The 25,939-nt window shown below is 60.4% G+C and carries 24 protein-coding genes; 14 read left to right on the forward strand and 10 right to left on the reverse strand.

Annotation, left to right across the window (positions count from 1 at the left end; translation table 11 throughout):
• Nucleotides 1-70: 70 nt before the first annotated feature.
• Both PMI01S_RS20955 and PMI01S_RS20960 read left to right on the forward strand, forming a co-directional pair.
• A complete protein-coding gene (locus tag PMI01S_RS20955; protein WP_084321972.1) occupies nt 71-748 on the forward strand; it encodes a response regulator in 678 nt (225 codons plus the stop codon).
• On the forward strand, nt 745-2,091 hold the full coding sequence (locus PMI01S_RS20960; protein WP_084321973.1) for an ATP-binding protein: 1,347 nt from the start codon (nt 745-747) through the stop codon (nt 2,089-2,091). The genes PMI01S_RS20955 and PMI01S_RS20960 overlap by 4 nt, the downstream gene beginning before the upstream one ends.
• Nucleotides 2,092-2,203: 112 nt before the next feature.
• On the opposite strand, the gene PMI01S_RS20965 is transcribed toward PMI01S_RS20960, so the two are convergent.
• Nucleotides 2,204-3,202, reverse strand: coding sequence for an AraC family transcriptional regulator (locus PMI01S_RS20965; RefSeq protein WP_084321974.1), 999 nt, complete (start codon nt 3,200-3,202; stop codon nt 2,204-2,206).
• A gap of 336 nt (nt 3,203-3,538) precedes the next feature.
• Between PMI01S_RS20965 and PMI01S_RS20970 the strand changes: the two genes are divergently transcribed.
• Nucleotides 3,539-4,873 (forward strand): dicarboxylate/amino acid:cation symporter, encoded by a 1,335-nt coding sequence (locus PMI01S_RS20970; RefSeq protein ID WP_084321975.1) that lies wholly within the window; start codon nt 3,539-3,541, stop codon nt 4,871-4,873.
• 145 nt (nt 4,874-5,018) lie between these two features.
• Nucleotides 5,019-6,200 carry a CaiB/BaiF CoA transferase family protein gene (locus PMI01S_RS20975; protein WP_084321976.1) on the forward strand — a complete coding sequence of 394 codons (1,182 nt, stop codon included), beginning with the start codon at nt 5,019-5,021 and terminating at the stop codon, nt 6,198-6,200.
• Between the two features lie 126 nt (nt 6,201-6,326).
• Here the strand turns inward: PMI01S_RS20975 and PMI01S_RS20980 are convergent, their stop codons facing one another.
• Nucleotides 6,327-6,821: a SprT family zinc-dependent metalloprotease gene (locus PMI01S_RS20980; protein WP_084321977.1), complete on the reverse strand. Its 495-nt coding sequence runs from the start codon at nt 6,819-6,821 to the stop codon at nt 6,327-6,329.
• Between the two features lie 160 nt (nt 6,822-6,981).
• Entirely contained in the window at nt 6,982-7,584 is a 603-nt protein-coding gene (locus PMI01S_RS20985; protein WP_017340184.1) for a Yip1 family protein, read from the reverse strand.
• A gap of 441 nt (nt 7,585-8,025) precedes the next feature.
• Between PMI01S_RS20985 and ttcA the strand changes: the two genes are divergently transcribed.
• On the forward strand, nt 8,026-8,850 hold the full coding sequence (gene ttcA, locus PMI01S_RS20995; RefSeq protein WP_084321979.1) for a tRNA 2-thiocytidine(32) synthetase TtcA: 825 nt from the start codon (nt 8,026-8,028) through the stop codon (nt 8,848-8,850).
• Between the two features lie 134 nt (nt 8,851-8,984).
• A complete protein-coding gene (locus PMI01S_RS21000; protein WP_084321980.1) occupies nt 8,985-9,659 on the forward strand; it encodes a DNA-3-methyladenine glycosylase I in 675 nt (224 codons plus the stop codon).
• Nucleotides 9,660-9,766: 107 nt separating this feature from the next.
• Here the strand turns inward: PMI01S_RS21000 and PMI01S_RS21005 are convergent, their stop codons facing one another.
• From PMI01S_RS21005 to arsC, 3 genes are read right to left on the reverse strand one after another with little or no spacing between them, the layout of a single operon-like run.
• Nucleotides 9,767-10,192 (reverse strand): DUF2069 domain-containing protein, encoded by a 426-nt coding sequence (locus PMI01S_RS21005; RefSeq protein WP_084321981.1) that lies wholly within the window; start codon nt 10,190-10,192, stop codon nt 9,767-9,769.
• A 1-nt stretch (nt 10,193) separates the two neighbouring features.
• A complete protein-coding gene (gene wrbA, locus PMI01S_RS21010; RefSeq protein WP_008011647.1) occupies nt 10,194-10,790 on the reverse strand; it encodes an NAD(P)H:quinone oxidoreductase in 597 nt (198 codons plus the stop codon).
• Entirely contained in the window at nt 10,787-11,140 is a 354-nt protein-coding gene (gene arsC, locus PMI01S_RS21015; RefSeq protein WP_084321982.1) for an arsenate reductase (glutaredoxin), read from the reverse strand. Before arsC ends, wrbA begins: the two co-directional genes overlap by 4 nt.
• 114 nt (nt 11,141-11,254) lie before the next feature.
• Between arsC and PMI01S_RS21020 the strand changes: the two genes are divergently transcribed.
• Nucleotides 11,255-11,722 (forward strand): TlpA disulfide reductase family protein, encoded by a 468-nt coding sequence (locus tag PMI01S_RS21020; protein WP_084321983.1) that lies wholly within the window; start codon nt 11,255-11,257, stop codon nt 11,720-11,722.
• Nucleotides 11,723-11,842: 120 nt separating this feature from the next.
• Here the strand turns inward: PMI01S_RS21020 and PMI01S_RS21025 are convergent, their stop codons facing one another.
• The 4 genes from PMI01S_RS21025 to PMI01S_RS21040 all read right to left on the reverse strand — a co-directional run bounded on the left by PMI01S_RS21025 (nt 11,843) and on the right by PMI01S_RS21040 (nt 16,669).
• Complete coding sequence (locus PMI01S_RS21025) at nt 11,843-12,247, reverse strand: META domain-containing protein (protein ID WP_084321984.1); 405 nt, start codon at nt 12,245-12,247, stop codon at nt 11,843-11,845.
• The gene (locus PMI01S_RS21030) at nt 12,247-12,681 is read right to left on the reverse strand and encodes a hypothetical protein (RefSeq protein ID WP_084321985.1); all 435 of its coding nucleotides are present in this window, start codon (nt 12,679-12,681) and stop codon (nt 12,247-12,249) included. Before PMI01S_RS21030 ends, PMI01S_RS21025 begins: the two co-directional genes overlap by 1 nt.
• Nucleotides 12,682-12,758: 77 nt before the next feature.
• A complete protein-coding gene (locus tag PMI01S_RS21035) occupies nt 12,759-13,751 on the reverse strand; it encodes a 2-hydroxyacid dehydrogenase (RefSeq protein ID WP_084322017.1) in 993 nt (330 codons plus the stop codon).
• A gap of 164 nt (nt 13,752-13,915) precedes the next feature.
• Nucleotides 13,916-16,669 (reverse strand): response regulator, encoded by a 2,754-nt coding sequence (locus PMI01S_RS21040; RefSeq protein ID WP_084321986.1) that lies wholly within the window; start codon nt 16,667-16,669, stop codon nt 13,916-13,918.
• Nucleotides 16,670-16,884: 215 nt separating this feature from the next.
• On the opposite strand from PMI01S_RS21040, the gene PMI01S_RS21045 reads away from it, so the two are divergent.
• From PMI01S_RS21045 to mazG, 7 genes are all read left to right on the forward strand, one after another.
• Complete coding sequence (locus PMI01S_RS21045; RefSeq protein ID WP_084321987.1) at nt 16,885-17,607, forward strand: response regulator transcription factor; 723 nt, start codon at nt 16,885-16,887, stop codon at nt 17,605-17,607.
• The gene (locus PMI01S_RS21050) at nt 17,594-19,018 is read left to right on the forward strand and encodes a sensor histidine kinase (RefSeq protein ID WP_084321988.1); all 1,425 of its coding nucleotides are present in this window, start codon (nt 17,594-17,596) and stop codon (nt 19,016-19,018) included. Before PMI01S_RS21045 ends, PMI01S_RS21050 begins: the two co-directional genes overlap by 14 nt.
• Before the next feature lie 179 nt (nt 19,019-19,197).
• Nucleotides 19,198-20,220, forward strand: a complete 1,023-nt coding sequence (locus PMI01S_RS21055; protein WP_084321989.1) for a PDDEXK nuclease domain-containing protein — start codon at nt 19,198-19,200, stop codon at nt 20,218-20,220.
• Nucleotides 20,221-20,328: 108 nt separating this feature from the next.
• Nucleotides 20,329-21,231 carry a cysteine synthase CysM gene (gene cysM, locus PMI01S_RS21060; RefSeq protein ID WP_084321990.1) on the forward strand — a complete coding sequence of 301 codons (903 nt, stop codon included), beginning with the start codon at nt 20,329-20,331 and terminating at the stop codon, nt 21,229-21,231.
• Nucleotides 21,231-22,583, forward strand: a complete 1,353-nt coding sequence (rlmD, locus tag PMI01S_RS21065; protein ID WP_084321991.1) for a 23S rRNA (uracil(1939)-C(5))-methyltransferase RlmD — start codon at nt 21,231-21,233, stop codon at nt 22,581-22,583. Before cysM ends, rlmD begins: the two co-directional genes overlap by 1 nt.
• Before the next feature lie 123 nt (nt 22,584-22,706).
• Complete coding sequence (relA, locus tag PMI01S_RS21070; RefSeq protein WP_017340169.1) at nt 22,707-24,950, forward strand: GTP diphosphokinase; 2,244 nt, start codon at nt 22,707-22,709, stop codon at nt 24,948-24,950.
• Between the two features lie 131 nt (nt 24,951-25,081).
• Nucleotides 25,082-25,915 (forward strand): nucleoside triphosphate pyrophosphohydrolase, encoded by an 834-nt coding sequence (mazG, locus tag PMI01S_RS21075; RefSeq protein ID WP_084321992.1) that lies wholly within the window; start codon nt 25,082-25,084, stop codon nt 25,913-25,915.
• Nucleotides 25,916-25,939 lie beyond the last annotated feature (24 nt).

The raw sequence follows: 25,939 nt of genomic DNA on the forward strand, positions 1-25,939 counted from the left end.
TCTGCGCCTTGTCAGGCATAGAGGTGCGAAACTGTGTTGCTGGAGATATCGATTTGCGTAGGAGAGCGTCATGAAACTGCTGGTCGTCGAAGATGAAGCGCTGTTGCGCCATCACCTGCACACCCGCCTGACGGACAGTGGCCACGTGGTCGAGTCCGTGGCCAACGCCGAAGAGGCGCTGTACCAGACCGAGCAGTTCAACCATGACCTGGCGGTGATCGACCTCGGGTTACCAGGCATGGGCGGGCTCGATTTGATCCGCCAATTGCGTTCACGAGGCAAGACCTTCCCGATCCTGATCCTCACCGCGCGCGGCAACTGGCAGGACAAAGTCGAAGGCCTCGCCGCCGGTGCCGACGATTACGTGGTCAAGCCGTTCCAGTTCGAAGAGCTGGATGCGCGCCTGAATGCCTTGCTGCGTCGCTCCAGCGGTTTCACCCAGTCGACCATCGTCGCCGGGCCGCTGCTGCTCGACCTCAATCGCAAACAGGCGTCCCTCGACGAACAGCCGCTGGCGCTGACCGCATATGAGTACCGGATTCTCGAGTACCTGATGCGCCATCACCAGCAAGTGGTGGCCAAGGACCGCTTGATGGAGCAGCTCTACCCGGACGACGACGAGCGCGATCCGAACGTGATCGAAGTGCTGGTCGGCCGTTTGCGCCGCAAACTCGAAGGGCCGGCCGGGTTCAAGCCGATCGACACCGTGCGTGGCCTCGGCTATCTGTTCAATGAGCGCTGCACTTGATTCGTTCTCTTCGTGTCCGATTGATGCTCGCCGCCACCCTGTTGGCGGTGTTGTTCATGCTGGCGTTGTTGCCGGCGATGCAAGGCGCGTTCAGCCTCGCGTTGCAGGATTCCATCGAGCAACGCCTGGCGTCGGACGTCACCACGCTGATCTCCGCCGCCCGGGTCGAGGGCAACCACCTGCAGATGCCGGCGCAGTTGCCCGATGAGCGCTTCAACCTCACCGACAGCCGTTTGCTCGGCTACATCTATGACCGCGAAGGCCATCTGGTGTGGCGCTCGAAAGGCACCCGCGAAGAGAACATCAATTACAAACCGCGTTACGACGGGCGTGGTAATGAGTTCGCGAGGATCAGCGAAGCCAACGGTCAGGAATTCTTCGTCTATGACGTTGAAGTCAAACTGCTCGGCGGTAAAAGCGCCGCGTTCAGCATTGTCGCGCTGCAACCGGTGCGCGAATACGAAGTGACCCTCGAAGGTCTGCGGGAAAACCTTTACCTCGGCTTCGGCGCTGCGCTGCTGGTGCTGCTCGCGTTGCTGTGGATCGGCCTGACCTGGGGTTTGCAGGCGTTGCGTCGGCTCAGCCAGGAACTCGACGAAATCGAAAGCGGCACCCGCGAAAGCCTCAGCGAACAGCACCCGCGAGAACTGCTGCGCCTGACCGGCTCCCTCAACCGCTTGCTGCACAGTGAGCGTGAACAACGCAGCCGTTATCGCGATTCCCTCGACGACCTGGCTCACAGCCTGAAAACCCCGTTGACTGTGTTGCAAGGGGTCAGCGAGGACATGGCGCAGCGCCCGGAGGATCGTGATCAGGCCTGGGTGCTGCAAACCCAGATCGAGCGCATGAGCCAGCAGATCAGCTATCAATTGCAGCGCGCCAGCCTGCGCAAAAGCGGTCTGGTACGCCATCAGGTGCGGCTGCGGCCGGTGCTGCAAAGCCTCTGCGATACGCTGGACAAGGTCTACCGCGACAAGCGGGTGCGGGTGGTTTTCGATCTGCCGGAACAGTGTTATGTGCCGATCGAGCAGGGCGCCTTGCTGGAAATGCTCGGCAACCTGCTGGAAAACGCCTATCGCCTGTGTCTCGGCGAAGTGCGCATCAGCGTGCGCGAAACCTTGAGCGGGATCGAGTTGTGCGTCGAGGACGACGGCCCGGGTGTGCCGCCGGATCAACGTGCGCGGATTCTGCAGCGTGGCGAACGGCTGGACCGTCAGCATCCGGGGCAGGGGATCGGGTTAGCGGTGGTCAAGGACATCATCGAGAGCTACAACGCCAAATTGACCTTGGGGGATTCACCCATGGGCGGCGCGGTGTTCCGGATTCATTTCCCGGTGGTGTGATAGCCGAAACACCGCGACCTGCAGGAGCCGGCTTGCTGGCGATAGCGTCCTGTCAGACGATAAATATGTCGACTGTCCCACCGCCATCGCCAGCAAGCCGGCTCCTGCAGGTTCAGTTCTCCTGCGCGCGATAAGCCCCCGGTGTAAGCCCGGTCCACTTCTTGAACGCCCGATGAAACGCCGAAGGCTCGGAAAACCCCAGTTGCTCGGCAATCTGTTGCAACGACAGATCCGCACGCCCCAAGTGATAAATCGCGATGTCCCGACGCAACTGATCCTTCAACTCCTGAAAACTCGAGCCCTCTTCACGCAGATGCCGACGCAACGTCTGCGGGCTGATGTGCAGGTGCGCAGCCACTGTTTCCAGGTCCGGCCAGCGCGCACTGTCGCGGCTGAGCAAGCGGCGTAACTGGCTGCTCAGGCTGTCGCCGTCGTCCGGGCGCGACAACAGGTCGGCGGGTGAGCGTTCGAGGAAATGCTTGAGGGTGCGTTCATCCTGCAACAACGGCATGTTCAGGTAGCGGCTGTGAAACAGCAGGCTGCTTTGCGGCGCCGAAAACGCCATCGGGCAGGGGAACAACAAATCGTATTCGGCGCCGTGCGCGGGACGCGGATAACTGAACGTCGCCTGCTCCAGCCGGATGCGCTGGCCGATCAGCCAACTGCCGAGGCGATGCCAGACCATCAGTTGGCTCTCGGTGAGGAAGTGGTCCGGATCCTGAAACTTCGAGTCGTCCAGGCTCAGGCGGATCATTTCGTCTTCGCGGGTCAGGGTCAAACGCGGGCCGCCGGGGAAGAGGCCGTAAAACAGTAAGCCGCGATGCAGTGCCTTATCGAGATTGCGGCAGTGAATCACCGCGTGGCACATCATCGCGAAGCTGCCGGTTTTACTCGGGACCGGCCCGAAGCCGAGGTACTCGTCGTCGAGTGCCAGCCACAATCCCTGGATCAATCGTGTGAACTGTTCAGGCGCGATTCGCGCACGCGGCTCATCCAGCAGCTCAGGGCTGATGCCGAGTTGTTGCAACAGTTCTGAACAGTCATGACCGAGGCGGCGCGCGCCACCGAGGGCGGCACGGGCGAAATGACTGGCGATGGTGCGTTCGCGCATAACAGGCAGGTCCCTCAGTGAACGACGGATGGTAGCCGCGCTGCCAGAGGATGAACAAGGCGGATATCCGCCAAATTGCAGGACGAGGTTTGGCGGATGGGCGGAAATCCGCCACTGTTGTTTAACGAATCCATAACGCGTTGATCCTGTAACCCCTGATGTCAAAGGCTTGCGGGTGTTTTGGCGAAGGTGGCACGCCACTTGCGATACAACGAGCAGATGCCTGCCGTTGCGCAGCTCGACAAAACAAATCCCTCCAGTGCAGGAGGGTTCGCAAATGAGGGCTCGTTGACAACAGATGGATGTTGTCGCGGGACACTCTTGAGGAACTTTGCAATGACGACTCGTCAGCCACTGTACAAATCCCTGTATTTCCAGGTGATCGTTGCCATCGCCATCGGCATCCTGCTTGGTCACTTCTACCCGCAGACCGGTGTGGCCCTCAAGCCGCTGGGTGACGGGTTCATCAAACTGATCAAAATGGTCATCGCGCCAATCATCTTCTGTACGGTCGTCAGCGGTATCGCCGGCATGCAGAACATGAAATCGGTCGGCAAGACCGGCGGTTATGCGCTGTTGTACTTCGAAATCGTTTCCACTATCGCCTTGCTGATCGGTCTGGTCGTGGTCAACGTCGTGCAACCGGGCGCCGGCATGCACATCGACGTAACGACTCTGGACACCAGCAAAATCGCTGGCTTCATCTCGGCCGGTAAAGACCAGAGCATCGTCGCCTTTATCCTCAATGTGATCCCGAACACCATCGTCGGCGCTTTCGCCAACGGCGATATCCTGCAAGTTCTGATGTTCTCGGTGATCTTCGGTTTCGCCCTGCATCGCCTGGGTGCGTACGGCAAGCCGGTCCTGGACTTTATCGATCGCTTCGCTCACGTGATGTTCAACATCATCAACATGATCATGAAGCTCGCGCCGGTCGGTGCCTTCGGTGCCATGGCCTTCACCATTGGTGCCTACGGTGTTGGCTCGCTGGTACAGCTTGGTCAACTGATGATCTGCTTCTACATCACCTGCATCCTGTTCGTGCTCGTCGTACTGGGCGGCATCTGCCGCGCACACGGCTTCAGCGTGATCAAATTGATTCGCTACATCCGTGAGGAACTGCTGATCGTGCTGGGTACTTCGTCTTCAGAATCGGCTTTGCCTCGCATGCTGATCAAGATGGAACGCCTGGGTGCACAGAAATCCGTTGTGGGTCTGGTGATTCCTACGGGTTATTCGTTCAACCTCGACGGTACTTCGATCTACCTGACCATGGCCGCTGTGTTCATCGCTCAGGCGACCGACACCCAAATGGACATCACCCACCAGATCACCCTGTTGCTGGTGCTGTTGCTGTCCTCCAAAGGTGCTGCGGGCGTAACCGGCAGCGGCTTCATCGTGCTGGCCGCCACCCTGTCCGCCGTTGGCCACCTGCCGGTTGCCGGCCTGGCGCTGATCCTCGGTATCGACCGCTTCATGTCCGAAGCCCGTGCGCTGACCAACCTCGTTGGTAATGCCGTTGCGACCCTGGTCGTGGCCAAGTGGGTGAAAGAGCTGGACGAAGACAAGCTGCAAGTCGAGCTGGCTTCCGGCGGTCGCGGTATCTCCGACGAACGTGAAGTAGATGACCTGGGTGTGGCCGAAGGCCCAACCCCAAGCAACGTCAAGTAACACGCGTTGTCATGAAAAAACCCGCTTCGGCGGGTTTTTTCATGCCGGCGATTTGAGCGTAACGGTCACAGTTGCTGACACATCAGGTGATTGCTGCAATCGCGTTGCCTGCCTAGGCTGGAAGCATCGTTCACGGAGATCGCTCATGCTCGGCCCACTGGCATCACTCAAGGTTCTGGATTTCTCGACGCTGCTGCCGGGGCCGTTTGCCTCGCTGTTACTGGCCGACATGGGCGCCGAGGTGTTGCGCATCGAATCGCCGACCCGCATGGACCTGCTGCGGGTGCTGCCGCCCCATGATCAGGGCGTGTCGGCCAGCCATGCCTACCTCAATCGCAACAAGCGCAGCCTCGCGCTGGACCTCAAGCAGCCCGAGGCGCTGGAGATCATCAAGCAGTTGCTGCAGGACCACGACATTGTCCTGGAACAGTTCCGCCCCGGCGTAATGGAGCGCCTGGGCCTGGGTTATGAAGCGTTGAAGGCGATCAACCCGAAGCTGATCTACGTGTCGATCACCGGTTACGGCCAGACCGGCCCCTACAAGGACCGCGCCGGCCACGACATCAATTACCTGGCACTGGCGGGGCTGGCGAGCTACACCGGCCGTACCGAGAGCGGGCCGTTGCCCTTGGGCATGCAAGTGGCGGATGTCGCCGGTGGCTCGTTGCACGGGGTGATAGGCCTGCTGGCAGCGGTGATCGCCCGGCAGCAGACCGGGTTGGGGCAGCATCTGGATGTGAGCATGACCGACTGCGCGTTCAGCCTGAACGCCATGGCCGGTGCGGGTTATCTGGCCTGTGGCGAGGAGCCTGGCAGGGAAGATCAGATGCTCAATGGCGGCAGCTTTTACGATTATTACCGTTCGCGGGATGGCCGCTGGTTATCGGTGGGCAGCCTGGAGCCGGCCTTCATGAAACAACTGTGCACGGCGTTGGGGCTTGAGGAGCTGGCGGCACTGGGCTTGTCGCCGCAACCTGCCCAGCAAAAGAAGCTCAAGGATGCGCTGAAGATTGAATTCGAGAAACACGATTTTGCCGAGTTGTGTGCGCTGTTTTCCGAACTGGATGCCTGCGTGGAACCGGTGCTGAGTTTGGGCGAGGCGATTCAGCATCCGCAGTTAAAGGCTCGGGAAGTGGTGACCGACGTGCCGCGGGGGGACGGGACGAGCCAGGCGCAGATGGCGTGTCCATTGAAGTTCTCGGACGGGTTGCCCAAGCCTCGGCATATCGGGGCGGCGCTGGGACAGCATACGGATCAGGTGTTGGGGGAATTGGGGTTTGGTGCTGAGCGGATTGCCGGGTTGCGGCGTGCCAAAGTGGTTCTCTAGTGCCTGTCCGGGTCTTATCGCGAGCAAGCCCGCTCCCACATTCGATCGAGTACTTTTAGGGAAATGCGATTGACTGTGGGAGCGGGCTTGCTCGCGAAGAGGTCGGCCCAAACACCAAAAATCTCACTACTCGACCCGCATTTCCCCACTGAACACCAAAGTGCTCCGGCATCTGCGACACAAATACCGCCGTCCCTGCCGCACCAGGCTGTGCCGTTGTGCCGAAAACGGGAAATCGCTGTCGGCGCACGGGCACCTGTAGATATAGCGGGTCACGCTGCGGCGCTTGACGTCATAGGTGTGGCAACGATTGGGGGGCAATTCATACACGCCGCGCATGATCAATTGCCACTCTTCGCCGTGGGGCTGAATTCGATCGCCAAACAGCTGATGAGCGATCAGGTGCGCCACTTCATGGGCCACGGTCTGTTTGAGGAAGTCTTCGGTGTTTTCCCGGTACAACTGCGGATTGAAGCGCAGCAGGTTCTCGTGCAGATGCGCGACACCGGCTTTTTGCCCGCGCAGCTTGAGGCTCACCACGGGGCGTTTGAAAGTTCGTTTGAAAAAGGATTCGGCTTGCTGGTAACAGTCTTCGACGCGGGTATTGAGTTGCTCGGGCATGCTTGATGGATCTCCAGAGACGTCGAGTATGCCGCAACCTTGGTGGCTTGCGAATCGCTCAGGTGCCGAGTGGTCGTTACCCCTCTGCTTTGTACTAGAGAGTAGAAGGCCGCCTTGCGGCGGCCTGTGTTGGCAGATCTTGTTTTTGGGTGGTGTGTTGCTAATTCGTATAGACCGGCCCCACGCCGAGTCCCCAGACAATCACCGTGAACGCCATAATGGCCACCAGCACCACCAGCCCTACGGCGAGCACCGAACTTGAAAACAGGAATCCCTCGTCTGATGGAATGTTCATGAAAGTGGGTAGCCCCACATACAGTAGATACACCGTGTAGCAGATGGCCGCCGTCCCGACGATCATCCCCAGCCACATATGTGGGTACAGCGCCGCGAGGCCGCCAATGAACAGCGGGGTCGCGGTATAGGTCGCAAATGCAACACAACGGGCCAGGCTCGGGTTGGCGTCATAGGTGCGAGCCATCCAGTGGATGAACGCGCCCATCACTGCAACGCCGCCGAGCATCGCCAGGTACGACATGATCGTCATCCATAGCGCACTTTCTGTCGTCAACATCACCGGCGCTCGATTGCCGATGACCCAGCCGACCTGTGTGGTGCCGATAAACGCCGACACGGCGGGGATCGCCGCCAGAATCAACGTGTGGGTCAGGTACATGTGGCTGATGCTTTCCTCCTGGTCGCCACGGATTTCTTTCCATTCCTGGTCGGGGTGGGTGAAGAGCCCCACTACGTGATGGATCATGCCAGTCACTCCTCTTGTTTTTACCGTCGCCCCCCAGTGGAGCGCATACAGGCCAATGTGGCCAAGTAAGTAAAGGTCTGGATATGTATGCGACCTTATGTCGCAGTATAGAAAGGAGTTACTTGCAATAGTGCGGGGCCGTTAGAGCAAATCGCGCTGTAAACACATCTGTTAATCGCTACTGGGACTTGCACAAACCCTGTGGCGAGGGGGCTTGCCCCCGTTGGAGTGCGAAGCGCTCCCCAATTCAGCCAACTGGCAGAACTTGGGAGCAGTTTTGCGACTGCTTCGCAGCCGAACGGGACGATGCGTCTCTCCGACAAGCCCCCTCGCCACAGGGGTATCCTTCACTCAGATAAAGTGCAGTTCCCAAGGTCTTCGCCAGCGTAGGGTTTTTGCGTAAAATGCCGGCCTTTCGTCACACCTCACGGATTTCGCGTCATGGGCACTCTCACGGTCAACCAGAACAAACTGCAAAAGCGCCTTCGCCGTCAGGCCGGTGAGGCTGTTGCCGATTTCAACATGATTGAAGACGGCGACAAGGTCATGGTCTGCCTGTCCGGTGGCAAGGACAGCTACACCATGCTCGACGTGCTGATGCATTTGCAGAAAGTAGCCCCGATCAAGTTCGAGATCGTGGCCGTGAACATGGACCAGAAGCAGCCGGGTTTCCCTGAAGACGTGCTGCCGGCGTACCTCAAGACCCTGGGTATCGAATACCACATCGTCGAGAAAGACACTTACTCGGTGGTCAAGGAGCTTATTCCGGAAGGCAAGACCACCTGCTCGCTGTGCTCGCGCCTGCGTCGTGGCACGCTCTATACCTTCGCTGATGAAATCGGCGCGACCAAAATGGCCCTCGGTCATCACCGCGACGACATCGTCGAGACGTTCTTTCTCAATATGTTCTTCAACGGCTCGCTCAAGGCCATGCCACCGAAGCTGCGTGCCGACGACGGCCGCAACGTGGTGATCCGCCCACTGGCCTACTGCAACGAAAAAGACATCCAGGCCTACTCGGACTTCAAGCAATTCCCGATCATCCCGTGCAACCTCTGCGGTTCTCAGGAAAACCTGCAGCGGCAGGTGGTCAAGGAGATGCTTCAGGACTGGGAGCGCAAGACGCCGGGCCGTACCGAAAGCATTTTCCGCAGCTTGCAGAATGTGCAACCGTCGCAACTGGCGGATCGCAATCTGTTCGACTTCACCAGCCTCAAGATCGACGAGACGGCGGCTTCGCGCTTCGTTAACGTTGTAAACCTGTAAACACCGTTAAAAATGTGGGAGCGGGCATGCCCGCGAATGCGTAGTGTCAGTCGACATAGGTGCTGAATGACACACCGCTTTCGCGAGCAAGCCCGCTCCCACATTGGTTTTTGTTTCATTCAATAGGAGAGGGCATGCGCGATTACAAGTGGCTGCACGAATACTGTCTGAACCGCTTCGGTTCAGCAGCTGAACTGGAAGCCCATCTGCCCGTTCCCAAAACCGCGGCGCAATTGCGCAAGATCAGCGACGACCGCTACCTCTCGACCATGGCGCTGCGTGTATTCCGCGCCGGCCTCAAGCACAGCCTGGTGGACGCCAAGTGGCCGGCCTTCGAAGAAGTATTCTTCAAGTTCGACCCGGAAAAAGTCGTGTTGATGAGCGCCGAACACCTGGAGCGCCTGATGCAGGACGCGCGAATCATCCGCCACCTGGGCAAGCTCAAGAGCGTGCCGCGCAATGCGCAGTTCGTGCTGGACGTGGCGCATGAGAAAGGCAGCTTTGGTGAGTTGATCGCTGATTGGCCTGTGACGGATATCGTCGGGTTATGGACGTACCTGAAAAAACGCGGGCATCAACTGGGCGGGCTGTCGGCACCGCGATTCCTGCGCATGGTCGGCAAGGACACGTTTGTGCCGAGTTATGACGTGGTGGCGGCGTTGAATGCGCAGAAAGTCGTCGACAAGGTGCCGACCAGTCTGCGGGACCTGGCGACGGTGCAGGGTGTGTTCAATCAGTGGCATGAGGAAAGCGGCGGACGGCCGATGAGCCAGATCTCGATGATGCTGGCGTACACCGCCAATCATTAAAATCGAGTCGCCCCCATCGCGAGCAAGCCCGCTCCCACATTTGAGCGCATTCCAACTGAAGGAATTCGGTCTAATGTGGGCGCGGGCTTGCTCGCGATGGCGTCCGGTCAGGCGGCTGAGATTTCGCCCTCGCCAGCCAGTTTGCGATTCAACTGAAACCGCCACCGCACATACAACAGCGCCGAACAAAACACCGCCAGGCTCGCGCCCATCTCCAGCAAACCAAACAGCTGCCGGTTGGGGTCGTACGCCGCCAGTGCGCCCTTGATGAAATACAGATTCACCACAAAGCACATCCACGAATGCCCGCGCGCACTGCCGATGATCATCCCCGGCGCCAGCAACAGCAGCGGCACCAGCTCGATCAGCAAAATCACCCACGGCCGCGCGCCGTGCAGGTCGGCGATCACCAGGTAATAAACGCAGAGCAATCCCACCAGGCCGAAGTAGCACAGCAGACTGATGACGCGCATCGCCCGAACCCGTGGTTCGAGCCATTCAATGGAAGGCAGGATCTTCGGCTTTTTCGCCATCTCAGCTCACCAACTTTTGTGCGGTCTTCGCCAAGCGCAGACCCAAGGCCCGGCACAGCGCCACTTCATGTTCATTCAAACCGCTTTTGCCATCGGCCCCGGCGTGATGACTGGCGCCGTACGGCGTGCCGCCGCCACGGGTTTCCAGCAGCGCGGATTCGCTGTACGGCAGACCGGTAATCAGCATGCCGTGGTGCAGCAACGGCAGCATCATCGACAACAGCGTGGTTTCCTGGCCGCCGTGCAGGCTCGCGGTGGAGGTGAACACCCCGGCCGGTTTGCCGACGAGGGCGCCGGTCAGCCACAGGTTGCTGGTGCCGTCGAGGAAGTACTTGAGCGGCGCCGCCATGTTGCCGAAGCGCGTCGGGCTGCCGAGGGCCAGGCCCGCGCAGTTCTTCAAGTCGTCGAGGCTGGCGTACAGCGCGCCTTCGTCCGGAATGTCCGGCGACACGGCTTCGCACTCGGTGGAGATCGCCGGCACGGTGCGCAGGCGCGCTTCCATCCCGGACTGCTCGACACCGCGGGCAATCTGCCGGGCCATTTCATTGGTCGAGCCGCTGCGGCTGTAATACAGAACCAGAATGTACGGCGCGCTCACGGCAGCAACTCCAGCACGTTCTCCGGCGGACGGCCGATGATGGCTTTGTCGCCAACTTCGAGAATCGGCCGCTCCATGAGTTTCGGGTGCGCGGCGATGGCGGCGATCAATTGCGCCTCGCTCAGGCTGGCGTCGGCGAGGTTGAGGGTTTTGTACTCGTCCTCACCGGTGCGCAGCAGTTGCCGTGCGCTGAGGCCGAGCTTTTTCAGCAGGCCCTGCAGTTGCGCGGCGTCCAGTGGGGTCTCGAGGTAGCGCACCACGGTCGGCGTCAGGCCACGGGCTTCGAGCAGTTCGAGCGCACCGCGGGATTTCGAGCAGCGCGGGTTGTGATAAAGCGTCAGATCGGTCATGTGCGGGTCGCATCTTGCGTAAGGTGGCGGCTATTCTAACTGTGCAGCGCGTAATCCAGAACCTTGGGAGGCGATGGGTCGCAGGCGCATTCAATTTTGAACAAGGATCACGACATGACAAGGCGACTGGCAGCGGCACTGGCGATCTTCGGGACGCTGATGCTGGGGGGCTGCGGCAACGACTACGGCATCGATCAGAACGGCCATAAAGTCGCCGCCGAACGTCTGGACAAACAATGGCTTGTGCTCAATTACTGGGCCGAATGGTGCGGCCCTTGCCGGACGGAGATCCCGGAATTGAACAGGCTGGCCGATCAGTTGAAGGACAGGAAGATCGGCGTGTTCGGGGTCAACTTCGACAATGTGCAGGGTGAAGAGCTGAAAAGTGCCAGTGAGAAACTGGGGATCAAGTTCACCGTATTGGCGTCGGATCCGGCAGAGCTGTTTGAATTGCCGCGCAGCGAAGCGTTGCCGGTGACGTACATCATCGATAACAAAGGCAAGGTGCGGGAACAGTTGATGGGCGAGCAGACGGCGGCGGGGGTGATGGCGAAACTTGAGGCGTTGCAGGCGACTAACTGATTCCATCTGACGAACTGCGATCCCTTGTAGGAGCCGGCTTGCTGGCGATAGCGGTGTATCAGGCAGCATAAATGCCAACTGACACACCGCTATCGCCAGCAAGCCGGCTCCTACAAAGTGTTAACCCTCTTCAAGCCACCAGCGTAGCGGTTTGCCTTCTGCCGGCCAGAAGCGCATCTGGTCGATCGGCGAAACATCCCAGCGCTGTACGTTTTCCAGGGCCTGGAGGAAACGCTTTTCCTGTTCCATCAACGCCGGCGCGCACAGCTTGCGTGTACTGCCGACCTTGCCGAAGCTCAGCTTGTTGCCGTCGAGTGTGTACGGCGCGAACCAGTGGTTGCAGCCGCCATTGCCGTAGGCGCGACCGTCTTCACCGAGGGTGACGGTCAGGTGGCTGTAATCCATCAGCGGACGTTCGCCGATCCATTCCAGAATGTAGCTGCGGTTCTGCTGCAATTTCACCGGCTCGGCGGCGCAGCCCAGCAGGCTGGCGCCGACCATCGCGGTCAGAGCGAGGCGTTTCATCACGCGGGCTCCTGGCATTTCGGGCACAGGTGTTTCTCGCCGACGGACTTCCAGCCCAACTCCGCAATTCGCGCAGTAGCGGCAGGCTTTTCGGCCTTGTTGCCCAGTTTGGCATCGACCGCGAACTCGAAGCTGAGCTCTTTGGCGCAGCTGTCGCAATTGACTTGCCAGGTGTGGATCGCCAGTTCGCCGAACACCGGGCCGCTGGCCACCGCGACCCATTGGCCGGGCGGGTTGATCAGGTGGCGAACCGTTTCGACGGTCAGGCGCATGGACAAGTCCTTGGCGCCTTTGAGGGTCACGACCAGCACGTCATTGTTACGAATCGAGCCGCCGTTGCCGGTGACTTGATAACGCCCCGGCACGAGGGCGCGGCATTCGGTGAGGGTGTGTTGCGGGTTCATCAGGCTATAGCGGAAATCGTGTTCGACCATGGGTCCTCCAAATATGCGCGGCATGCTAGCACGGACATCGACGCCGTACCGCGCAGGGAAGTGACCTTCGATCCGGTTCAGCCGGCATCGACCTGATTTTGCAGAGTGCCCGCCGCCCAGGCTGCAATGTTCTGCAACGTTGTCGCGGCAATGGCGCCCAAAGCTTCATGGGTCAGGAAGGCCTGGTGCGCGGTGACGATCACGTTCGGGAAGGTCAGCAGGCGTGCCAGCACATCGTCCTGCAACGGCAAATCGGATCGGTCCTCGAAGAACAGCTGCGCTTCCTCCTCATACACGTCCAGCCCCAGATAACCCAGTTGGCCATCCTTCAACGCGTCGATCAGTGCCGGCGTGTCCACCAGACCACCACGCCCGGTGTTGATCAACATGGCGCCGGGTTGCATGTGCGCCAGTGATTCGCGGTTGATCAGGTGTTTGCTCTGTTCGTTGAGCGGGCAATGCAGGCTGATGATCTGCGACTCGGCCAGCAGTTGCGGCAAGCTCAGATAACGAGCGCCGAGCGCTTCGACCTGCGGATTGGGGTAAGGGTCGTAAGCCAGTAGCCGACAGCCGAAACCGTTCATGATTTTCGCGAAAGTCGCGCCGATCTGTCCGGTGCCGACCACACCGACCGTCTTGCCCACCAGGTCAAATCCGGTCAGCCCATGCAGGCTGAAATCCCCTTCGCGGGTGCGGTTGTAGGCGCGGTGCAGACGCCGGTTGAGCGCCAGGATCAACGCCACCGCATGCTCGGCCACGGCATGGGGCGAGTAGGCCGGAACCCGAACGATCGACAACCCCAGCCGCTTCGCCGCCGCGAGATCGACATGGTTGTAACCGGCCGAACGCAGGGCGATCAGGCGTGTGCCGCCGGCGGCCAGGCGTTCGAGCACCGGGGCACTGAGGTCATCATTGATGAAGGCGCAGACGACGTCGTGATGTTCCGCCAGCGCTGCCGTGTCCAGGCTCAGTCGCGCCGATTGAAAGTGCAGCTCGATACCGGCGGGGAGGTCGGCGCCGAGAAAACTGTCGCGGTCGTAGGTCTGGCTGCTGAAAAGAATTGTGCGCATCTTGTCCTCCATGTCCCGATCTTTCTGTAGGAGCCGGCTTGCTGGCGATAGCGGTGTATCAGGCAGCATAAATGCCAACTGACACACCGCTATCGCCAGCAAGCCGGCTCCTACAGGATTGCGGTGAGCCTAGCGCTGATGGTGATCAACGCCACTGCGCTGCATCAAGCATTTATACGGGCATGGGCCGCCAGGCGATTGATCGCGCGGTCGAGGTCTTCCAGTGCGCCGGGTGCTTTCGGGTCCTGTTGCTTGAGCAGGGTTTCGCTGCGCTGGCAGGCCGCGCGCAGTTGCGGCACGCCGCAATAACGGGTCGCGCCATGCAGGCGGTGCACCCGTTCGATCAGGGCATTGTGGTCGTTGGTCTCCCGGGCCACGCGGATCGCTTCGCGGTCGGCTTCCAGGGATGCCAGCAACATCGCCAGCATGTCCGCCGCCAGATCCGCCTTGCCGGCAGCCAGGCGCAACCCTTCTTCGTGGTCCAGCACCTGCAACTCGTGGCTGCCGCCATGGCTGTCGCTGGAACGATCCGGCCCTTGATTGCGCAGCGCCAGGCCGGTCCACTTCAACACCACCTGCGCCAGTTGCCGTTCACTGATCGGCTTGGTCAGGTAATCGTCCATGCCGCTTTGCAGCAGCGCGCGTTTTTCGTTGGCCATGGCATGGGCGGTGAGGGCCACGATCGGCAGCGGGGTGCAATGGCGTTCGCTTTCCCACTGGCGAATGGTTTCGGTGCTCTGGCGCCCGTCCATGCCGGGCATCTGCACGTCCATCAGCACCAGGTCGAAGGTCTCGGTCTGCACCGCCTTGACCGCGGCGTAACCGCTTTCCACCGCGAGCACCTTGGCGCCCAGGTCTTCAAGCAGCGTTTGCACCAGCAACAGATTGGCCGGGTTGTCGTCCACACACAGCACCTTCGGCGCACGGCTGGACACCGGTTCGCCGGGATCGCTGCGTTGCTGGCGCGGATTGACCAGATCGGACAAGGCCCGGCGCAGCTTGCGGGTGCAGGCCGGTTTGGCTTGAAGCTGACTGTGCGGGTTGGGTACCGAAAGGTGAAACAGCGTCTGCTCGGTGGTCGGGCACAGCACCAGCACTTTGCAGCCGAGGTGTTCGAGGTCCCAGATGTGCTGGTTCAGGCGTTCCGGCGGCATGTCGTTGCTGGTGATGCCGAGCACGGCGAGATCGATGGCCTGATCGGTCTGGTGCGCGCCGGTCACGCCATTGGTCAGGCTTTCCAGGGTGTTGAACGGCGTCACTTCCAGGCCGCAGTCTTCCAGTTGATGCTGCAACGCCTGACGGGCCAGTTCGTGGTTCTCCAGCACGGCGACGCGACGCCCGAGCAGCGGCGGACCGGGCAGGTCTTCAGCGTCGTCGCGGGTTTTGGGCAGGCTCAGGCTGACCCAGAATTCCGAGCCTTCGCCCGGCGTGCTGTCGACGCCGATCTCGCCGCCCATCTGTTCGATCAAGCGCTTGGAAATCACCAATCCCAAACCGGTGCCGCCGGGTTGCCGGGACAGCGAGTTGTCGGCCTGGCTGAAGGCCTGGAACAGCGCCCGCACGTCCTCGTTCGACAGGCCGATGCCGGTGTCCTGAATGCTGATGCGCAGCTGCACGCTGTCTTCATGCTCCTCTTCGAGCATGGCGCGGGCGACGATGGTGCCTTCGCGGGTGAACTTGATCGCGTTGCTCACCAGGTTGGTGAGGATCTGCTTGAGTCGCAGCGGATCGCCGACCAGCGACAGCGGCGTGTCGCGATAGACCAGGCTCACCAACTCCAGCTGTTTGGCGTGGGCGGCCGGAGCGAGGATGGTCAGGGTGTCCTGGAGCAAATCGCGCAGGTTGAACGGAATGTGGTCGAGCACCAGTTTGCCGGCCTCGATTTTCGAGAAGTCGAGGATCTCGTTGATGATCCCCAGCAGGCTGTCGGCGGATTTCTCGATGGTGCCCAGGTAATCGAGCTGGCGCGGGGTCAGCTCGCTTTTTTGCAGCAGGTGGGTGAAACCGAGAATGCCGTTGAGCGGCGTGCGGATTTCATGGCTCATGTTGGCCAGGAACTCGGATTTGATCCGGCTCGCTTCCAGGGCCTCTTTACGCGCCAGGTCCAGTTCGATGTTCTGGATTTCGATGGTTTCCAGATTCTGGCGCACGTCTTCGGTGGCCTGGTCGATGCTGTGCTGCAATTCTTCCTGGGCATTCTGCAGGGTGCCGGCCATGCGGTTGATGCCGGACGCGAGCTCATCCAGCTCCTGACTGCCGAGGGGCGGCAAGCGGGTTTCCAGATGACCGTCCTTGAGTTGCGCCACCGCTTGCTTGATCTGGCTCAGCGGCCGGTTGATCGTCCGGCCCATGCGCAACGCCAGCAGCGCTGCACCGGCGAGGCCTGCGCCGATCAACAAAAGGCTGGCGAACAGGCTGCGATAACCGCGCAGCAGCATGCCGTTGTGGGACAGTTCGAGTTCGACCCAGCCCAGCAGGCGGTCGGCTTCATCGGGAATCAGGTCGCCGGCCAGATTGCGGTGCTTGCCGAACACTGGCAGCAGGTAACGCGTCGCATCGTTGCCACTGCGGCGCAGCATCTGCGAGCCATTGCCCAAAGGCGCCTGATTGAGCATGGTCGGGCCGGCATGGGCGAGCAGCGAGCGATCCGGGGCGAGGAAGGTCACCGCGCGCACGTCGGCGGTTTCCAGGGACTGGGTGGCGATGCGTTCCAGCAGTTCGGTGTCCTTGTGACCCATGGCCGGGGCCACGAGAGGCGCGAGCTGTTCGGCGATCATTTCGCCGCGCTGCATGAGTTGGGTCTGCAGGTCGGATTGCTGCATCCAGGTGAAATAGCCGCCCAGTACCAGAGCCATCAGGCTGGTAGGAAGCAAGGTCAGCAACAGCACGCGGCCTTTAATTCCCAGTTTCTTGAGCACGCATCTCTCCTGCATCCAGCCATTTAGGAACCTGCGCGTACATCCGGCACGCGCCACTTGCGCAGTGTAGCGATTTGCTTGCGGGCAATCTTCGTAAAATTGATGTCGTCATTCGTCGGGTCATTGAATGCTTTCGGGTCGTGGGCACACCCTTGGGTTGCCCTCGGTGAGGCAATCTTGAATAATCGGCAACTGAGAATTATTTGCAGATACTCATGACTCCCATCTCTGTCGGCCATCCCCGCATTCTTTCCATCGAAGATGATCTCGTGCTCGGTGCTTATGTTCACGAGCAACTGGGCCGTAGCGGTTTCCAGGTGACCTGGTGCCAGGACGGTCAGGAAGGTCTGGCGATGGCCCGCGAACAAGCCTTCGATGTCGTGCTGATGGACATTCTGCTCCCGGGCATGAACGGTCTGAATGTGCTGACCCAATTGCGACAGAGCCATTCCACCCCGGTAGTGCTGATGTCGGCGCTGGGGGCCGAGGCGGATCGCATCAGCGGTTTCCGCCTCGGCGCCGATGACTACTTGCCCAAGCCCTTCAGCATGGCCGAATTACGCGTGCGCATCGAAGCGATCCTGCGGCGCGTCGCGCTGGACCGTTGGCCTGCCGTAGAACCGATTGCCCTGGCGGTGGACAGTCTGCATTTCGACGATGAACGTTTCGAGGTGTTCTTTGGCGAGCAGGCCGCCGGCCTGACCCGCAGCGAGTACCGCTTGCTGGACACGCTCAACCGCAACGGCGATGAAGTGTTGAGCAAGGCCTTCCTTTATCAGCACGTGTTGCAACGGGGTTATGCGGCCCACGACCGCAGCCTCGACATGCACATCAGCCAGATCCGCAGAAAGCTCAAGGCCATCGGCTACACCGAGCGGGAAGTGCGCACGGTCTGGGGCAAGGGTTATGTCTTGAGTGTTGCCGATGAAATGGTCTGACCTGCCGGGCCGGCATTCGCTGTTCTGGAAACTCGCCTGTCTGCTGGTGGCGTTCTGTCTGCTGATGATCTGGTTGAGCTGGTCCTGGGGGCGCTACATGGAAGAGCGCAACCAGTTTCTGTCGGATGAGGCCCGAAGTACTCTGACGCGCTATGCCGCCGAAGCCGAACAGGCGTGGCAGCAGGGGCAAAGTGAAGGCGTCGATGCCTGGCTGCAGCTGATGCGTCAGCGTGAAAAAGGCTGGTCAGGCGTCATCGGCGGCGATTTGCAGTCGTTGAGCAGTCAACCGCTGACGGACCGGGAAATCGAGCGCCTGACTTTTCTGCGAGGTCTGGACTGGCCCATCCACAGAAAGCGAATGCCATGGCTGCGCGTACCGTTTCCCGGCGACTCGTCTGCCGGCAGTCTGGTGATCGAGCTGCCCCAGCGTTTCATGCCCGGGCGTTACCGAGTGTTCTGGCGCGTGATCACCAACGGTGTGATTCCAGGGCTGTTCACGTTGCTGCTGTGCGTCGGGTTGTATCGACTGCTGGTGGTTCCTCTCAATCAACTGCGCGAGCAGGCCAATGCCTGGCGTGCGGATCAGTTGGGCGTGCGGCTGTCACATCGCACCACCAATCGTTCAGACGAACTGGGTGAGCTGGGCCGTGCGTTCGATCACATGTCCGAACGCCTGCAAAGCACGGTGGCCCTGCAACAACAGCTGCTGCGTGACCTGTCCCATGAGCTGCGCACGCCGTTGAGCCGTTTGCGGGTGGCCAGCGAGGGTGAGCAAAGCCTGACGCAACTGCGCGAACGCATTGGCCGCGAAGTCGATGGCATGCAGCGCCTGGTCGAAGACACGCTGCAACTGGCCTGGCTCGACACCGAGCGCTCACCCTTGCCCGGCGAAGCGATCCAGATTCAGGCGCTGTGGGAAATGCTCACGGAAAACGCCTGCTATGAAAGTGGCTGCCCGGTGGGCCAATTGCAATGTGCAGTGGATTCATCCTGTTGGGTGCGCGGCAATCTCAACACCCTGGCTCAGGCGTTGGAAAACATCCTGCGCAATGCCATTCGTCATTCGCCGAAGGGCGGCGTTGTGCGACTGGATGGGCGACGCGAGGGTGATTACTGGCACTTGTGGCTCGAGGACGAGGGGGGCGGGGTGGCAGAGGAGGATCTGGAGCGGATCTTCTCGCCCTTCACGCGGCTTGATGGTTCGCGGCCCGGAAATGGTGGGTTCGGGTTGGGGTTGAGCATTGCCAGGAATGCAGTACAGCGGCAGGGCGGGCGACTTTGGGCGGAGAACACGGGTTCCGGGTTGCGGTTGAATATGTGGCTATTGGCCGATGATGGGGTTGTCAGTGATGATGTCATCGCGAGCAAGCCCGCTCCTGCAGTGGATGTGTGTCGGCCACAAGTTGTGTGAGAAGCGCTATCTCCTGTGGGCGCGAGCCTGCTCGCGATGGCCCACCAACCACCGCCGATCTGTTTTTGCCGGAGCGTTCCCTGGAATCTGTACGACATTTCCCAAAGGGTATCAACGGTCATTTCAAGCTTCCTTGACGGTTTAAGCTCACGCTTTAACTCATGTTCAAGGAATCAGGCATGACTGCACCTCACATTTCCGGCAACACAACCGATGACCGTTTCAATGAAGTGCTTGCGCTGATTCACGGTGCCCGGCAACAGGCGATACAGGCGGTGAATACCCGGTTGATCGAGCTGTACTGGCAGGTCGGTGGTTACATCAGTCGCAAGCTGGAACTGGCTGAATGGGGCGATTCCGTAGTGACTCAGTTGGCTGAGCATCTGGCTCAGACGCAACCAGGATTGCGTGGCTTTACCCGACGCAATTTGTTTCGTATGCGTCAATTCTACGAGGCTTATCGGGACGATGAAAAAGTGTCAGCACTGCTGACACTATTACCCTGGACCCATAACCTGCTCATTCTGACTCAGAGTAAACACCCGCAAGAGCGCGAGTTCTATTTGCGTCTGGCTATCCAGGAAAAGTGGTCGACGCGTGAGTTGGAACGCCAGCTCAAAGTTGCGTTGTTCGAACGTAGCGTGATCCAACCGGCAAAAGTCTCCGCCGTGCTGAAACAAACCCACCCTTCGGCGCTTGAGATATTCCGCGATGCCTACATGATCGAGTTTCTCGACCTTCCCGGCGCCCACGCCGAAACTGATCTGCATCGGGGCTTGCTGGCACGCCTCAAGGAGTTTCTGATCGAGCTTGGCCGCGACTTCTGCTTTGTCGGTTCCGAATACCCGCTGCAAGTTGGCGGCCGGGATTTCGCCTTGGACCTGTTGTTCTTCCACCGTGGGCTTAACTGCCTGGTGGCCATTGAGCTGAAGGTCGGTCGTTTTGAACCGGAGTACCTGGGCAAGCTGAATTTCTATCTGGAAGCGCTGGATCGTGGTGAACGTAAGTCCCACGAAAACCCAGCCATTGGTGTACTGCTCTGTGCCAGCAAGGATGACGAAGTGGTCGAGTACGCCCTTAACCGCAGTCTCTCGCCAGCGCTCATCGCTGAGTATCAGGTCCAGCTACCGGACAAGCAGTTATTGCAGGCCAAGCTGCATGAGTTCTATGCATTGAATGTCGCACAAGCAGAAGAGTGCTGAACGACTCGCTTATTCCCATAAGCCATAAGCACCGCACTTTGCGTGATATGGCCTGCGAACGTTTGCCGGTATGATAGGCGCCCCCGCAGTCTGGATTGCGAATACGCCATGACCTTGCAGTACCCAACCATCGCCGATTGCGTCGGCAACACTCCGCTGGTCCGTTTGCAGCGCCTGCCCGGCGCCACCAGCAATACCCTTTTGCTCAAGCTCGAAGGGAACAACCCGGCGGGTTCGGTCAAGGACCGTCCGGCGCTGTCGATGATCACCCGCGCCGAGTTGCGCGGGCAGATCCACGTCGGCGACACGCTGATCGAAGCGACCTCGGGCAACACCGGGATCGCCCTGGCCATGGCCGCCGCGATCAAGGGTTACAAGATGATCCTGATCATGCCGGACAACTCCAGCGCCGAACGTAAAGCCGCGATGACGGCCTATGGCGCCGAGCTGATCCTGGTCACCCAGGAAGAAGGCATGGAAGGCGCCCGCGACCTCGCCCAGCGAATGGAAGCCGAAGGCCGTGGCAAGGTGCTGGACCAGTTCGCCAACGGTGACAACCCGGAAGCGCACTACACCACCACCGGCCCGGAAATCTGGCGTCAGACCGAGGGCACCATCACGCATTTCGTCAGCTCGATGGGCACCACTGGCACCATCATGGGCGTTTCGCGCTACTTGAAAGAGCAGAACGAGAACGTACAGATCATCGGCCTGCAACCCATGGAAGGCTCGGCGATTCCGGGCATCCGTCGCTGGCCGCAAGAATACCTGCCGAAGATTTACCAGGCGGATCGCGTGGACCGCATCGTCGACATGGCGCAAAGCGAAGCCGAGGACGTAACCCGTCGTCTGGCCCGCGAAGAAGGCATCTTCTGCGGCGTGTCCTCGGGTGGTGCTGTCGCGGCCATGCTGCGGCTGTCCAAAGAAGTTGAAAACGCGGTGATCGTCGCGATCATCTGCGACCGTGGCGACCGTTACTTGTCGACCGGCATTTTCGACGCGCCCAACTGATGGCCAAGCACGAGAGAGGCCTGCGCTTCCAGCCCACCGGCGGCAGCAAGGCCCCGCAAATTCCGACCGGCAAAAAGCAGCGCCTGACCATCGAGCGCCTGGCCAATGACGGTCGCGGCATCGCGTTTTTCGAAGGTCGCACCTGGTTCGTCCTCGGCGCATTGGCCGGTGAAGAAGTCGAGGCGCGCGTGTTGGGTGCCCACGGCAAAGTCGTCGAGGCACGCACCGAGCGCGTGTTCCAGGCCAGCGAAATGCGTCGCCCGGCGCCGTGTCCGCATGCGGGTCGCTGCGGTGGCTGCAGTGTTCAGCATTTGCCTCACAGCGAACAACTTGCCCTGAAACAGCGCATGCTTGCCGAGCAATTGTCCAAGGTCGCCGGTGTCGAACCCGAAGAATGGGCCGCACCCTTGAGCGGTCCGGAGTTCGCTTACCGCCGTCGCGCCCGTGTAGCGGTGCGCTGGGACATGAAAGCGAAAAAACTCGAAGTCGGTTTCCGCGCGGCGGGCAGTCAGGACATTGTGGCAATCAACGAATGCCCGGTGCTGGTACAGCCCTTGCAACCGATCATGACCCGCTTGCCGGAGATGTTGCGGCGCTTGAGCAAGCCTCAGGCGCTGGGGCACGTGGAATTGTTCAGCGGTTCATCGTTGGCGGTGTTGTTGCGGCATATGGCGCCGTTGTCCGACGCCGATATGACGATCCTCAAGGATTTCTGCGCGTTCCATGAAGCTCAATTGTGGCTGCATGGCGAGGGCGAGCCGCAACCGGTCGAGGCCGATCAGTCGTTGGGCTATCGCCTTGAACAGTGGGATTTGAACCTGGCGTACCGGCCGGGAGATTTCATCCAGGTCAACGCGGCGGTCAACGAAGCGATGGTCGCCCAGGCGCTGGACTGGCTGAAGCCGACAGCGGATGAACGTGTTCTCGATCTATTCTGTGGTTTGGGTAACTTTGCCTTGCCGCTGGCCAAGGCCGTTCGCGAGGTGGTGGCGGTCGAAGGTGTGCAGACGATGGTCGAGCGGGCAGCCGCAAACGCCGCTAGCAACAATCTGCATAATGCGACGTTTTTTCAGGCCGATTTATCCCAGCCTTTGACCGATGCCGAATGGGCGCGTGAAGGCTTTTGTGCGGTACTCTTGGACCCACCGCGTGACGGTGCTTTCGAGGTGGTGCGCAAGCTCAAGGCCCTGGGCGCCGAACGATTGGTGTATGTGTCGTGCAACCCTGCAACGCTGGCGCGCGACACGGTCGAATTGATCAAGCAGGGCTACCGGTTAAAACGTGCCGGGATTCTCGATATGTTTCCTCAGACGGCACATGTCGAGGCCATGGCGTTATTTGAAGCGAGCTAGGACGGCTCGTCTGGTCCGACTGACCCGCCCGTGCAGCACTCGCCCTGGCCCCGCGAGTGCACCCCGGCAACGAAGGTCAGTGATTTGACGCATTGAACTGCGTCGTAGGGAAGGTAAAGCAAGATGGTACAGGTGAGAGCACACCAGCCGATCAACACTGACGGCAGCATCAACCTCGAGGCTTGGCTCGATCATGCGGTCAGTGTCGATCTGGCACTGGATCGCGAAGCCTTGAAGGACGCGTGCGAGTTCGCTCGCACCGCCGAACAACAAGCCAATGCGGCGAAGAATCTATGGTCCGAAGGGACCTCGAGTTTCCGCACGGGCCTTGAGATCGCCGAGATTCTCGCCGACCTCAAACTCGATCAGGATTCGCTGGTCGCCGCGGTCTTGTACCGTGGCGTGCGCGAAGGCCAGATCGAACTGCCGGCGGTCAGCCAGCGCTTCGGTCCGGTGGTCGCCAAACTCATCGATGGCGTGTTGCGCATGGCGGCGATCAGCGCCAGCCTGAGCCCCCGTCAATCGTTGGTGCTGGGCACTCAGGGCCAGGTGGAAAACCTGCGCAAAATGCTCGTGGCCATGGTCGACGACGTGCGCGTCGCACTGATCAAACTGGCCGAGCGCACCTGCGCGATCCGTGCGGTGAAAACGGCAGACGACGAGAAGCGCAACCGCGTCGCCCGTGAAGTCTTCGACATCTACGCGCCGCTCGCCCACCGTCTCGGCATCGGTCACATCAAGTGGGAACTGGAGGACTTGTCCTTCCGTTACCTCGAGCCCGATCAATACAAACAGATCGCCAAGTTGCTTCACGAGCGGCGTCTGGATCGCGAGCGCTTCATCGCCGATGTGATGAACCAGCTGAAAGTCGAATTGCAGGCTACCGGCGTCGAGGCCGACATCAGCGGCCGGGCCAAACACATCTATTCGATCTGGCGCAAAATGCAGCGCAAGGGTCTGGAGTTCAGCCAGATCTACGACGTGCGTGCCGTGCGCGTGCTGGTGCCGGAAATGCGCGACTGCTACACCGCGCTCGGCATCGTCCACACCTTGTGGCGGCACATCCCGAAGGAATTCGACGACTACATCGCCAACCCGAAAGAGAACGGCTACCGCTCGCTGCACACTGCGGTGATCGGGCCCGAGGGCAAGGTGCTGGAAGTGCAGATCCGCACCCACGCCATGCACGAAGAAGCCGAGCTGGGTGTTTGCGCGCACTGGCGCTACAAGGGCACCGACGTCAAATCCGGCTCCAACCACTACGAAGAGAAAATCTCCTGGCTGCGTCAGGTGCTCGAGTGGCATGAAGAGCTGGGCGACATTGGAGGCCTGGCTGAACAACTGCGGGTCGATATCGAACCGGACCGGGTGTACATCTTCACCCCGGACGGTCACGCCATCGACTTGCCGAAAGGCGCGACGCCGCTGGACTTCGCCTACCGGGTGCACACTGAAATCGGCCACAACTGCCGTGGCGCGAAGATCAATGGGCGCATCGTACCGCTCAACTACAGCCTGCAGACCGGTGAACAGGTCGAGATCATCACCAGCAAGCACGGCACCCCGAGCCGCGACTGGCTGAACCCGAACCTGGGTTACATCACTACATCCCGGGCGCGGGCGAAGATCGTTCACTGGTTCAAATTGCAGGCCCGGGACCAGAACGTCGCGGCCGGCAAGACCTTGCTCGAACGCGAACTCAGTCGCCTTGGCTTGCCCGCGGTGGACTTCGACAAGCTGGCCGACAAGGCCAACATGAAAACCGCCGAGGACATGTACGCCGCGTTGGGCGCAGGCGATTTGCGTTTGGCGCAACTGGTGAACCTGGCGCAGCAACTGGTCGAGCCGGAACGCGGCAACGAACAGCTGGAGCTGATTCCACGCAAGGCCACCGGCTACAAGCCGGGCAAGCGCGGCGATATCCAGATCCAGGGTGTCGGCAACCTCATGACCCAAATGGCGGGCTGCTGCCAGCCGTTGCCGGGTGATGCGATCGTCGGTTACATCACTCAGGGCCGCGGCGTGAGCATTCACCGTCAGGACTGCGCCTCGGTGCTGCAACTGGCCGGACGCGAGCCGGAGCGGATCATCCAGGTCAGCTGGGGGCCGGTGCCGGTGCTCACTTACCCGGTGGACATCATCATTCGTGCCTACGACCGGTCCGGTTTGCTGCGTGACGTTTCGCAAGTGCTGCTCAACGAACGGATCAACGTGCTGGCGGTCAACACCCGCTCGAACAAAGAGGACAACACCGCGTTGATGTCCCTGACCATCGAGATTCCGGGGCTGGATGCGCTTGGACGGTTGCTGGGGCGCATATCCCAGTTGCCGAACATCATCGAAACCCGGCGTAACCGTACGCCATGATGGCCGGGCCGATTTAATGTGGGAGCGGGCTTGCTCGCGAAAGCGGTGGGTCAGACAACACAGATGTTGACTGGCACTCCCTCTTCGCGAGCAAGCCCGCTCCCACAAGGATTTTGCGGTGAGACTGATTGATGTATTCACTTGAAGATTTGCTACACCTGATGAACCGTCTGCGTGACCCGCAGTTCGGTTGCCCATGGGACATCAAGCAAACCTACGCCACCATCGTCCCGCACACCCTCGAGGAAGCCTACGAAGTCGCCGACGCCATCGAGCGCGGCGACTTCGATCACTTGCAGGGTGAGCTGGGCGATTTGCTGTTCCAGGTGGTTTATTACAGTCAGCTGGCGCGGGAAGAAGGGCGATTCGAATTCGCCGGGGTCATCGACAGCATCACCCGCAAGCTGATCCGTCGTCATCCTCACGTGTTCCCCACCGGTGATCTGTACGCGCCGCTGGATGTTCCGCGTCTGAGTGAAGAACAGGTCAAGCAGCGTTGGGAAGAGATCAAGGCTGAAGAACGCGCCGAGAAGTCCGCGGCGCCGGAACAACTGTCCTTGCTCGATGATGTGCCTGCCGCGCTGCCGGCGTTATCCCGTTCAGCCAAGTTGCAGAAGCGCGCAGGGCAGGTCGGTTTCGACTGGCCGGACGCCTTGCCGGTGCTGGACAAGGTCCGCGAAGAACTCGATGAAGTGCTCGAAGCGATGGCCGAGAACGACTCGGTAGCAATTGCCGATGAGGTCGGCGACTTGCTGTTTTCCGTGGTCAACCTGGCGCGTCATCTCAAGGTCGATCCGGAAACCGCCTTGCGCGGCGCCAACAGCAAATTCGAAAGGCGCTTCCGTTTTATCGAACAGGCATTGCGCGACACCCACCGTCCCATGGAAGATTGCACCCTCGAAGAGTTGGACGCCTTGTGGGGCGAAGCCAAACGTCAGGAAAAGAATTTGCCCAGCTGCGGTTGAGCAGTGGCCTAAGTGAGAAATAAG

Source organism: Pseudomonas migulae NBRC 103157, from assembly GCF_002091715.1.
Classification (GTDB): Bacteria; Pseudomonadota; Gammaproteobacteria; order Pseudomonadales; family Pseudomonadaceae; genus Aquipseudomonas; species Aquipseudomonas migulae_A.